This is a genomic window from Streptomyces sp. NPDC059454 (assembly GCF_042749965.1).
In the GTDB taxonomy this organism is placed as follows: Bacteria; Actinomycetota; Actinomycetes; order Streptomycetales; family Streptomycetaceae; genus Streptomyces.
In genome coordinates this window covers 62,846-73,967 of the sequence record NZ_JBHYVC010000034.1, presented here as the reverse complement: position 1 = coordinate 73,967, position 11,122 = coordinate 62,846, and the positions used below count along the sequence as shown (strand labels likewise).

Genomic DNA, 11,122 nt, shown 5'->3' with positions numbered 1-11,122 from the left:
TCGTGACTGCGTGCCTTTTGAAGAATGAGCCTGCGAGTTTGCGGTGTGTTGCGAGGTTAACCCGGGTGGGGAAGCCGTAGCGAAAGCGAGTCCGAACAGGGCGTTTTCAGTAGCACGCTCAAGACCCGAAGCGGAGTGATCTAGCCATGGGCAGGTTGAAGCGGAGGTAAGACTTCGTGGAGGACCGAACCCACCAGGGTTGAAAACCTGGGGGATGACCTGTGGTTAGGGGTGAAAGGCCAATCAAACTCCGTGATAGCTGGTTCTCCCCGAAATGCATTTAGGTGCAGCGTCGTGTGTTTCTTGCCGGAGGTAGAGCACTGGATAGGCGATGGGCCCTACCGGGTTACTGACCTTAGCCAAACTCCGAATGCCGGTAAGTGAGAGCGCGGCAGTGAGACTGTGGGGGATAAGCTCCATGGTCGAGAGGGAAACAGCCCAGAGCATCGACTAAGGCCCCTAAGCGTACGCTAAGTGGGAAAGGATGTGGAGTCGCACAGACAACCAGGAGGTTGGCTTAGAAGCAGCCACCCTTGAAAGAGTGCGTAATAGCTCACTGGTCTAGTGATTCCGCGCCGACAATGTAGCGGGGCTCAAGCGTACCGCCGAAGTCGTGTCATTCACACAACAGGGCCAACGCCTGTGTGGATGGGTAGGGGAGCGTCGTGTGCCGGGTGAAGCAGCGCCGGAAGGCAGTTGTGGACGGTTCACGAGTGAGAATGCAGGCATGAGTAGCGATACACACGTGAGAAACGTGTGCGCCGATTGACTAAGGGTTCCTGGGTCAAGCTGATCTGCCCAGGGTAAGTCGGGACCTAAGGCGAGGCCGACAGGCGTAGTCGATGGATAACCGGTTGATATTCCGGTACCCGCTGTGAAGCGTCAAACATCGAACCAGGCGATGCTAAGCCCGTGAAGCCGTTCCGGACCCTTCGGGGAAAGGAAAGTGGTGGAGCCGGCGGACCAGACTTGCAGTAGGTGAGTGATGGGGTGACGCAGGAAGGTAGTCCATCCCGGGCGGTGGTTGTCCCGGGGTAAGGGTGTAGGACGTGCGGTAGGCAAATCCGCCGCGCATGTGTCTGAGACCTGATGCCGAGCCGATTGTGGTGAAGTGGATGATCCTATGCTGTCGAGAAAAGCCTCTAGCGAGTTTCATGGCGGCCCGTACCCTAAACCGACTCAGGTGGTCAGGTAGAGAATACCGAGGCGTTCGGGTGAACTATGGTTAAGGAACTCGGCAAAATGCCCCCGTAACTTCGGGAGAAGGGGGGCCACACTCGGTGATCCGATTTACTCGGTGAGCTGGGGGTGGCCGCAGAGACCAGCGAGAAGCGACTGTTTACTAAAAACACAGGTCCGTGCGAAGCCGTAAGGCGATGTATACGGACTGACGCCTGCCCGGTGCTGGAACGTTAAGGGGACCGGTTAGTCACTCTTCGGGGTGGCGAAGCTGAGAACTTAAGCGCCAGTAAACGGCGGTGGTAACTATAACCATCCTAAGGTAGCGAAATTCCTTGTCGGGTAAGTTCCGACCTGCACGAATGGCGTAACGACTTCTCGACTGTCTCAACCATAGGCCCGGTGAAATTGCACTACGAGTAAAGATGCTCGTTTCGCGCAGCAGGACGGAAAGACCCCGGGACCTTTACTACAGTTTGATATTGGTGTTCGGTTCGGCTTGTGTAGGATAGCTGGGAGACTGTGAAGCTGCCACGCCAGTGGTGGTGGAGTCGTCGTTGAAATACCAGTCTGGTCGTGCTGGATGTCTAACCTGGGTCCGTGATCCGGATCAGGGACAGTGTCTGATGGGTAGTTTAACTGGGGCGGTTGCCTCCTAAAGAGTAACGGAGGCGCCCAAAGGTTCCCTCAGCCTGGTTGGCAATCAGGTGTTGAGTGTAAGTGCACAAGGGAGCTTGACTGTGAGACCGACGGGTCGAGCAGGGACGAAAGTCGGGACTAGTGATCCGGCGGTGGCTTGTGGAAGCGCCGTCGCTCAACGGATAAAAGGTACCCCGGGGATAACAGGCTGATCTTCCCCAAGAGTCCATATCGACGGGATGGTTTGGCACCTCGATGTCGGCTCGTCGCATCCTGGGGCTGGAGTCGGTCCCAAGGGTTGGGCTGTTCGCCCATTAAAGCGGTACGCGAGCTGGGTTTAGAACGTCGTGAGACAGTTCGGTCCCTATCCGCTGTGCGCGTAGGAGTCTTGAGAAGGGCTGTCCCTAGTACGAGAGGACCGGGACGGACGAACCTCTGGTGTGCCAGTTGTCCTGCCAAGGGCATGGCTGGTTGGCTACGTTCGGGAGGGATAACCGCTGAAAGCATCTAAGCGGGAAGCCTGCTTCGAGATGAGGACTCCCACCTCCTAGAGAGGGTAAGGCTCCCAGTAGACGACTGGGTTGATAGGCCGGATATGGAAGCACCGCAAGGTGTGGAGTTGACCGGTACTAATAGGCCGAGGGCTTGTCCTCAGTTGCTCGCGTCCACTGTGTTGGTTCTGAAACCACGAACAACCCCATGCCCGGTCACGGCGTGGTGCGGTTGAATGTGTTTCACAGTGTTTCGGTGGTCATAGCGTAGGGGAAACGCCCGGTTACATTCCGAACCCGGAAGCTAAGCCTTACAGCGCCGATGGTACTGCAGGGGGGACCCTGTGGGAGAGTAGGACGCCGCCGAACAAATATTGGAGAATACCCCCGTGCCATTCGGCACGGGGGTATTCTGCGTTTAGGGTCAGGGTCATGCGCTATGACCTCGTCATCTTCGACAACGACGGTGTTCTCGTCGACAGTGAGCCGATCTCCAACCAGCTCCTGGCCGCCTGTCTCACCGAGCTCGGTCACCCGACCTCGTACGAGGACTCCATTCGTGACTACATGGGCTCCGCCATGCATCGCGTGCACGATCTCGTCGAGGAACGGACCGGGCGGCGGTTGCCGGCGGACTTCGACGATGTGTTCCACGCCCGGGTCTTCGCCGCGTTCGAGCGGGAGCTGAAGCCGGTCGTCGGTGCCATGGAGGTGGTCGAGAAGCTGGCCGCAGACGGTGTGCCGTACTGCGTGGCCTCGTCCGGGAGTCATGAGCGGATCCGGGTGGGGCACCGCACGACCGGGTTCGACCGGTGGTTCGACGACGAGCGGATCTTCAGCTCGCAGGATGTGGGACGAGGGAAGCCCGCACCGGATCTGTTCCTGTACGCGGCCGAGCGGATGGGAGTGGCGCCCGAGCGGTGTGCGGTCGTCGAGGACAGTCCGCTGGGCGTCCGGGCGGCGGTCGCGGCCGGGATGGACGTGTACGGGTTCACCGCGATGACGCCCGCCGGGAAGCTCTCCGCGGCCACCGGACTCTTCGAGGACATGGGGGAGTTGGTCCCACTGCTCTCGTGAGCGTGAAGCTGGAGGTGATTCGTCTTCGACCGGATCTACCCACCGGTATCCCCGAGCCCTACGCTCGCCGCCATGACCGATGTGCTGCGGCGCGGCAGGGCCTCGCTGGCATTCAGCTTTCTCGTGCAGGGCGTCGCCTTCGCTCTGCTCGTGACGCGGATCCCGGCCGTCCAGGACCGGTACGGGGTCTCCGACGCGCTGCTGCCCGTCTTTCTCGCCGCCGTCCCGATCCTGGCCGGCATCGGCAGTGTGACGACGGAGCGGCTGGTGAGACGGGTTCCGCCCAGCCGGGTGCTGCGGTGGTCGCAGCCCGTTGTGCTGCTGGCACTCCTGGGGGTCGGGGCGGGCGAGCACATGGCCGTCCTCGCCGTCGCGCTGGCCGCGTTCGGGCTGGCCGTCGGTGCGCTGGACGCGTCGATGAACATGCTCGGGGTGAGTCTGCAGCGGGCGTACGGGCGCAGCATCATGCTGAGTTTCCATGCCGCGTACAGCCTGGGCGGGATCGTCGGGGCGTCGCTCGCGTGGGTGGGGGCGCACGGGGAGCTGGCGTTGTGGGTGTCGTATCTGCCGGTGGTGCTGGTGCTGCTGCCGGCCGCACTGGCCGGCAGCCGGTGGTACGTCGACGGAGGCGAGGAGCCGGCCCCGGAGAACACGAAGGAGAACACGAAGGGCGGGCGCGCGGTCGGCGGCCTCAAGTGGTTGTTGCCGCTGTGCCTGGTGATGACGGTGGCGTACATCGGGGACTCGACGGTCTCCAACTGGAGTGCGAAGTACCTCCAGGACGTGCTGGGGAGTTCGGAGGAGCTGGCGACCGTTCCGTACAACGTCTACATGGCCACCACGCTGCTGGGGCGGGCGATCGGGGACGTCGGGGTGCGGCGGTTCGGGGCCGTGGCGGTGGTGCGGGCGGGGGCGCTGGTGGCGGCGGCGGGGTTCGCCGTGGTGGCCGGGGCACCAGGTGCGTGGGTGGGGATGCTGGGGTTCACGCTGTTGGGGCTCGGGTTGTGTGTGCTGGTGCCGCAGACCTTCGCGGCGGCCGGGCGGCGGGCTGCCGAGCGTGGCGGCCCGGGCACTTCGGACAAGGCCATCGCGCGGCTCAATGTCTTCAATTACGTGGGTTTTCTGATCGGCTCGCCGTTGGTCGGGGCGCTCGGCGATGCCTGGAGCTACCGCGGGGCGATGCTCGTGCCGATGGTGTTGGTGCTGGTGACACTTGTGTACGCCAGGTCGTTCGCGGTTGAACCGGACCGATACGGTGGCGGGCATGAGCGGGCGCGTACAGCTGATGTGGGACGAGGCAGTGACGGGCTATGACTTCGGCCGGGACCATCCGATGGACCCGGTCCGGCTGGCGCTGACCCGGAGTCTGGTCGGTGCCCTGGGGCTCGACCGCGAGGTGGATGTGGTCGCCGCGAAGGCGGCCGGGGAGTCGACGCTGCGGCTCGTCCACCGGGAGGACTACATCGAGGCGGTGCGGGCCGCGTCGGCGGACCCGGCGGCCGCGGACCGGTCGTACGGGCTGGGGACGCTGGACGATCCCGCGTTCGCCGGGATGCACGAGGTGTCGGCGCTGATCGCGGGGCAGTCCGTGGGCGCGGCGGAGGCGGTGTGGCGCGGGGACGCGCCGCACGCGGTGAACTTCGCGGGCGGGCTGCACCACGCCATGCCGGGCGCGGCCTCCGGCTTCTGCGTGTACAACGACGCGGCGCTGGCGATCGCGCGGCTGCTGGAGCTGGGTGCGGAGCGGGTCGCGTACGTCGATGTCGACGTGCATCACGGGGACGGGGTGCAGGCGGCGTTCTGGGAGGACCCGCGCGTGCTGACGATCTCGCTGCACGAGCATCCGCGGACGCTGTTCCCGCAGACCGGGTGGCCGGAGGAGACGGGAGCCGGCAGTGCGGAGGGTGGCGCGGTCAATGTCGCCCTGCCGGCCGGGACCGGGGACGCGGGATGGCTGAGGGCGTTCCACTCCGTCGTACCGGAGCTGATCGCGGACTTCCGGCCGCAGGTGCTGGTGACGCAGCACGGGGCCGATACGCATTTCGAGGATCCGCTGGCGCATCTGGCGGTGTCGCTGGACGCGCAGCGGGCGGTGCAGGTGGCGTGCCACGAGCTGGCGCACGCGTACGCCGACGGGCGCTGGGTGGCGCTGGGCGGTGGCGGTTACGCGGTGGTGGAGGTGGTGCCGCGGTCCTGGACCCATCTGGTGGGCATCGCGGCCGAGCGGCCGGTGGAGCCCACGACGGTGATCCCCGAGGGCTGGCGGCAGGAGGTGTACGCCCGGACGCGGCAACCGGCGCCGCGGCGGATGACGGACGGGCGGTGGCCGGTGTCCTGGGCCGCGTGGGAGGAGGGATACGACCCGGCGGATCGCCTGGACCAGGCGATCCTGGCGGCACGGCGCGCGGTGTTCCCGCTGCGGGGACTGCTGCCCTGACGGCCGTACGGGGGTTCCGTTACGCCGACCGTGCGGTGTTCCCGCGTTCCGGTCCCGTCTCGTCCCCGTATCCCGCAGCATCGCTTCCGTGCTGACCACCGCCGAGCTCCGTGCGCATCTTCTCGCTGTCCGGCTCGCCGGGGTCGTGGGCACCACGCGGGAGGAGAGCCTGCGGAGTTACCGGTTGTTCGCCGCCCGGGATCCGCGCCTGCTGATCGGACTGGATCCCGAACGGGTATGGGGTGAGCGGGAACTGCTTGCTCTGATGGCGGACAGGTGCGGGGTCTCGGCCGATCCCGCGCACATCTCCGGCCATGATGTGATCGACCCCGAGCGGACCCTGGCCGCCCTGGCCGCCTTCGCGGAGCGGCTGGCGGTCGCTGCGGAGAGTGGCGGGCCGGTCCTGCTCGGCACCGGTCACCCGCACCGGTTGCTCGGCTTCTACGCCGCTCTGGCAGACGCGCTGTCGGCGGCTGGATGTACCGTCCTCACCCCCGCGCAGGGTCGCTGTGTCGACATAACGACCCGGTTCGGTCTACGCACGTACAACCTCGACTACGTACGAGGGGTCGGGCTCGTCCGGGGCGCGACCGCGGAACGCCCCGGTTGTGAGCCCGGCGCACACACGCACTCCCCCCTCCCGGTTCGGACCGCGCTCGCCGCGGCGGCCGACGCCGGCGGGCCGCTTCCGGAATTGGTGATCGGAGACCACGGCTGGGCCTGCGGGGCAGGTCAGCTGGGGTTCGAGGCCGTGGGGCCGGCCGATGTGAACGACCCCGCGCCGTTCGTCGGAGAGGCCGAGGGGGCCGTGTCCCTCGTCGTTCCACTTGATGACGGTGTGCGGTCCGATTACTACCTGCCGTTGGCCCGCTACGTACTCAATCGAGCGTGTCTGTCACAGTAGGCCGCCGATGGGTGCACCTCTTCCCCACTCGCATCACCCGCCCCTACATTGGGGAGTGAGCACGCAACGACGAAGAGTCACCGGAAGGGGAAGCCGGTGGCCGTCGAGTGCGGAAGGTTCAGGTGTGTCATGGCTGCAGCTGGCGAGAGGCCTCTGAACGAGGTTCAGTTCCTTACCGTGGCGGAAGTCGCCTCGGTGATGCGAGTGTCGAAGATGACCGTGTACCGGCTGGTGCACAGTGGTCATCTGCCCGCGATCCGGGTGGGGCGGTCCTTCCGCGTCCCGGAGCAAGCGGTTCACGAGTACCTCCGCGAGAGCTACGTGGGGGTGGAAACCGCCTGACGGCGATCCCGGGAGGCCCGTACCGGGCACTCATGGGCCTCCCCGGTCACCTCGATTACGGTCTCAGCGCTCGGGCGGGTAGGCTAGCCCCTCGTAGGTCGTGTGGGCCCATGGCGCCCAAACACCGAGTGATGAGAAGTGAGCGAGGGTAGTCGTGGGCTCTGTTATCAAGAAGCGGCGCAAGCGGATGGCCAAGAAGAAGCACCGCAAGCTGCTCAAGCGCACGCGCGTCCAGCGTCGCAACAAGAAGTAAGCGACAGCGCGAGAGCGTGTCCAGTGGCCCCCCACCGCACTCCGGTGGGGGGCCACTGCCATTCGTACGTCCGGGGCTGTCGTCACTTCAAGCATCCGGTCGGCACCACAGAGCGACGGCGACCCGATAGGTTGGCCGTCGGGAGCAGGGCGAGAGGAAGGCGCTGATCTTGGGAAAGGTCGTGCTCGTGACCGGGGTGGCCCGTCAGCTGGGGGGCCGTTTCGTCCGGCGGATCCTGCGGGATCCCGAGGTGGACCGGGTCGTCGGCGTGGACGCGGTCCCGCCCGAGCACCACCTGGGCGGTGCCGACTTCGTCCAGGCGGACATCCGCCAGCCCACCATCGCGCGGGTGCTGGCCGAGTCGGGCGCCGACACGGTCGTCCACCTCGACGTGACGGGGACGCCGCTCGGCAGCGGTGGCCGGACCGCGCTGAAGGAGACCAACGTCATCGGCACCATGCAGCTGCTGGGTGCCTGCCAGAAGTCCCCGAACATCAAGCGGCTGGTCGTGAAGTCCAGTACGAACGTCTACGGTTCCGCGCCCCGCGACCCGGCGGTCTTCACCGAGTCGACCCCGCCCAAGTCCCTGCCCAGCGGTGGCTTCGCGAAGGACACGGTCGAGGTCGAGGGATATGTGCGCGGCTTCGCGCGCCGCCGTCCGGACGTCGCCGTGTGCGTGCTGCGGTTCGCCAACATCCTGGGGCCGGCCGCGGACAGCCCGCTCGCCTCCTACTTCTCGCTGCCGGTGCTGCCGACCGTGTTCGGCTACGACCCCCGGCTGCAGTTCGTGCACGAGGACGACGTCGTCGAGGTGCTGCGGATCGGCTCGCACGAGCCGAGGCGCTCCACGCTCAACAGCGGCACCTTCAACATCGCCGGCGACGGCGTGCTGCTGCTCTCGCAGTGCTCACGGCGGCTCGGCCGCCCCACGGTGCCGCTGCTGCTTCCCGCGGTCACCTGGGCGGGCTCGCTGGTGCGTACGCTGGGGATGACGGACTTCTCGCCCGAGCAGATCCGGCTGCTCACACACGGGCGGGTGGTGGCGACGGATCAGATGCGGGAGACGCTGGGCTTCACCCCGAAGTACTCGACTGCCGAAACGTTTGCGGACTTCGTGCGCAGTCGTGGCCCCGGGCTGCTTCCGCCGGAGACCCTCGTGAGGGCCGTCGACCGGATCGCCGCGCTGCCCCTGCCGGGCAGCGGTCACCCCCCGACGCAGAGCGCCAACTGAGGAGCGCAGCAACGATGGCGGACGCCAAGGTCATTCCGTTCGACGACGACCACCGCTCGCGTGGGGGTGCCGCGCAGCGCCCGTCGCGACGCCGGGGCGCGGGGAGCCGGCGGCGCGACGGCGCGCAGCCCGCGGCGGTCGGAGAGGTGCAGCCCCTGCCGGGCGTGGCCTCCGTGCAGGATGATGATCGGGTGACCGGTGTGGACGAGCAGCCCCAGGAGCCGGCCGGTGACGGCTCGGGCGGCCTGGAGCAGCGGGTCGCGAGCGGTCTGGCGTTTCTGCGCCGCCGGCTCACCGGGGACTACGACGTCGACGACTTCGGCTACGACGAGGAGCTCACCGACCAGGTCCTGATGTCCCTGCTGCGGCCGGTGTACGAGAAGTACTTCCGGGTCGAGGTGAAGGGCATCGAGAACATTCCGGCGGAGGGCGGTGCGCTGATCGTCGCCAACCACTCCGGGACGGTGCCGGTGGACGCTCTGATGATGCAGGTCGCCGTCCACGACCACCATCCGGCCGGCCGCCATCTGCGGCTGCTCGCGGCGGACCTGGTGTTCATGCTGCCCGTGGTCAACGAGCTCGCCCGCAAGCTCGGGCACACCCTGGCGTGTACGGAGGACGCCGAGCGCCTGCTCGGGCAGGGCGAGCTGGTGGGGGTGATGCCGGAGGGGTTCAAGGGCATCGGGAAGCCGTTCGGCGAGCGGTACAAGTTGCAGCGGTTCGGGCGCGGCGGGTTCGTCTCGACGGCGCTGCGGCAGGGCGCCCCGATCGTTCCGTGCTCGATCGTCGGGGCGGAGGAGATCTACCCGATGATCGGCAACGCGAAGACGCTGGCTCGGGTGCTGGGCTTTCCGTACTTCCCGCTGACGCCGACGTTTCCGTGGCTCGGTCCGTTGGGCGCGATTCCGCTGCCGACGAAGTGGACGATCCAGTTCGGCGAGCCGATCCCGACGGACGGTTATCCGCCGGAGGCGGCGGACGACCCGATGCTGATGTTCAACCTGACCGACCAGGTCAGGGAACAGATCCAGCACACGCTGTACAAGTTGCTGGTGCAGCGGCGGTCGGTGTTCTTCTGAAGGGGTGCCCCTTTTTGACCCAGGGGCGCGGGAGAGCTCGGTGCGAGGGGCCGTGTGGCGGGTGCGGGCCGGTTGTGGTTGTCCGCGCGGTTCGCCGCGCTCCTGAAAGGGGTGTGGTTGCCCGCGCTCCCGCAGGGGCGCGGGCAACCACGCATTCGGTTCTACTCGTCGTCCTCGCTGTCGATGCCCAGGCCCGGGAGGAGTCCGGGCAGGAGGGGCGGGATGGTGACATCGGGAGCGGGGGGCGGGGTGATGCCGCCCGTCGCCGATGGCGGGGTGGTGACGGCGCCGCTCTCCTCGGGCGGGTCGAGCAGGCCGCCGGTGTCGCCGCCGAGCAGGCCGTCGCTCTCGCGGTCGGCGTCGGCGGAACCGGACGGACCAACGCTGCCGGGGCTGCTCTCGCCGGAGGTGCCGTCGCCGGTGCCGGGGGACTGCGAGGAGCTCGTGCCGGACGACGGGGTGCCGGGCGTGGACTCGGAGCCGCGCCGCTCCGCACCGTCGCCGTTCTTGTCGGTCGGGGGCTCAGGGAGCAGCGACCGCAGCGGGGCGACGTCTTCCTCTATGGCGTCGAACACCGACGAGACCTGCTGACTCACGTCCCCCAACTGCACGGGCAGCCGGTCGCGCAGGGTGCCCCAGGTCCTGCGGTGTGTCTGGGAGAAGGAGGAGAGCGCCTGCATGGGGCCCAGGGAGTCCGGGTCGCGCTCGTACGCCTCGCGCAGCAGCCGGTGGCCCTCGGTGGCGTCGTGCCGCATACCGGACAGGGCGCGGCGGATCTCGCCGAGGGACTCGTGGTCGAAGGGGCCGCTGCGGCCGCGCTCCATCAGCCGATGGGCTTCGCCGAGGCGGGTGGAGGCGTGGTCGAGGTGGACCCGGCCGCGCTCGTCGTTGCCGTCGGCGAGGCCGAGCTTGACGTCCTCGATGCCGCGCTTGATTCCGTAGAGGGAATCACCGGGCAGGGCGTCGGAGCTGGCGACGGCGACTCCGCCGAGGGCGCCGGCGGCGACGCCGACGGTGAGTCCGCCCGCGGTGAGCCCTTTGGCCAGCCGCGACCGTGGTCGCAGCTTGCCCAGCGAGGTCGCCCGGTGGGCGCCCCCGGCCCGGCGTGAGCGCTGTCCGGGTACGGCTCGATCCGTCGCCTCGCCCGCAGCGGCGCCCTCCTGGAGCATGGCCTCGAACGCGGCCACCAGCCGGGCCCGTTGGACGACCTTGACCTCGGGGTCCAGTTCCGGTTTGGGCAGCGCGCCGAGGCCGGAGGTCAGCGCGAGCAGCTGTGCCTGCCCGGTCTCCGCGGCGGCGGCCGGGGCCGGTGCCGATCCTTCGGACTGCTCGGCCGCCGTGCCCCGGTCGGACTGCTCCTCCAGGGCCTGGGCGAAGGCGTTCGCCCGCCGGTGCGCCGATACGTTCGCGATCACTGGCGGCACCTCCTCTCGTCATCACGGTCGACTCCCCAGGGGGTCCTGAGGGTTCCCCGCCCTGACCAGGGCCAC

The 11,122-nt window shown here is 67.6% G+C and carries 9 protein-coding genes and 2 rRNA genes; 10 read left to right on the top strand and 1 reads right to left on the bottom strand.

What is annotated here, in order from left to right; translation table 11 throughout:
• From ACFXAE_RS22810 to ACFXAE_RS22765, 10 genes are all read left to right on the top strand, one after another.
• Positions 1–2,471, top strand: a 23S ribosomal RNA gene (locus tag ACFXAE_RS22810); the annotation flags it as partial.
• A gap of 90 nt (positions 2,472–2,561) precedes the next feature.
• Positions 2,562–2,678 (top strand): 5S ribosomal RNA (rrf, locus tag ACFXAE_RS22805).
• A gap of 63 nt (positions 2,679–2,741) precedes the next feature.
• Positions 2,742–3,386, top strand: a complete 645-nt coding sequence (locus tag ACFXAE_RS22800) for an HAD family hydrolase (RefSeq protein WP_384717827.1) — start codon at positions 2,742–2,744, stop codon at positions 3,384–3,386.
• A gap of 72 nt (positions 3,387–3,458) precedes the next feature.
• Positions 3,459–4,700 carry an MFS transporter gene (locus ACFXAE_RS22795; RefSeq protein WP_384717824.1) on the top strand — a complete coding sequence of 414 codons (1,242 nt, stop codon included), beginning with the start codon at positions 3,459–3,461 and terminating at the stop codon, positions 4,698–4,700.
• Entirely contained in the window at positions 4,651–5,823 is a 1,173-nt protein-coding gene (locus ACFXAE_RS22790; RefSeq protein WP_384717821.1) for an acetoin utilization protein AcuC, read from the top strand. Before ACFXAE_RS22795 ends, ACFXAE_RS22790 begins: the two co-directional genes overlap by 50 nt.
• A gap of 88 nt (positions 5,824–5,911) precedes the next feature.
• Positions 5,912–6,727: a phosphatase gene (locus tag ACFXAE_RS22785; protein WP_384717818.1), complete on the top strand. Its 816-nt coding sequence runs from the start codon at positions 5,912–5,914 to the stop codon at positions 6,725–6,727.
• A 129-nt stretch (positions 6,728–6,856) separates the two neighbouring features.
• Positions 6,857–7,069 (top strand): helix-turn-helix domain-containing protein, encoded by a 213-nt coding sequence (locus tag ACFXAE_RS22780; RefSeq protein ID WP_004984898.1) that lies wholly within the window; start codon positions 6,857–6,859, stop codon positions 7,067–7,069.
• Positions 7,070–7,223: 154 nt separating this feature from the next.
• Positions 7,224–7,322 carry a 30S ribosomal protein bS22 gene (locus ACFXAE_RS22775; protein ID WP_003948845.1) on the top strand — a complete coding sequence of 33 codons (99 nt, stop codon included), beginning with the start codon at positions 7,224–7,226 and terminating at the stop codon, positions 7,320–7,322.
• A 169-nt stretch (positions 7,323–7,491) separates the two neighbouring features.
• Positions 7,492–8,553, top strand: coding sequence for an NAD-dependent epimerase/dehydratase family protein (locus tag ACFXAE_RS22770; protein WP_384717815.1), 1,062 nt, complete (start codon positions 7,492–7,494; stop codon positions 8,551–8,553).
• A 14-nt stretch (positions 8,554–8,567) separates the two neighbouring features.
• Positions 8,568–9,632 (top strand): lysophospholipid acyltransferase family protein, encoded by a 1,065-nt coding sequence (locus tag ACFXAE_RS22765; protein ID WP_384717812.1) that lies wholly within the window; start codon positions 8,568–8,570, stop codon positions 9,630–9,632.
• 161 nt (positions 9,633–9,793) lie between these two features.
• Here ACFXAE_RS22765 and ACFXAE_RS22760 read toward each other — a convergent pair whose 3' ends face one another.
• Positions 9,794–11,047, bottom strand: a complete 1,254-nt coding sequence (locus tag ACFXAE_RS22760; protein ID WP_384717809.1) for a DUF5667 domain-containing protein — start codon at positions 11,045–11,047, stop codon at positions 9,794–9,796.
• Positions 11,048–11,122: the final 75 nt, after the last annotated feature.

Bases quoted from the DNA above. Each gene is read 5' to 3' on its own strand.
- ACFXAE_RS22765 (WP_384717812.1), top strand. From the start codon at position 8,568: ATGGCGGACGCCAAGGTCATTCCGTTCGACGACGACCACCGCTCGCGT.
- ACFXAE_RS22780 (WP_004984898.1), top strand. From the start codon at position 6,857: ATGGCTGCAGCTGGCGAGAGGCCTCTGAACGAGGTTCAGTTCCTTACC.
- ACFXAE_RS22795 (WP_384717824.1), top strand. From the start codon at position 3,459: ATGACCGATGTGCTGCGGCGCGGCAGGGCCTCGCTGGCATTCAGCTTT.
- ACFXAE_RS22790 (WP_384717821.1), top strand. From the start codon at position 4,651: ATGAGCGGGCGCGTACAGCTGATGTGGGACGAGGCAGTGACGGGCTAT.
- ACFXAE_RS22800 (WP_384717827.1), top strand. From the start codon at position 2,742: ATGCGCTATGACCTCGTCATCTTCGACAACGACGGTGTTCTCGTCGAC.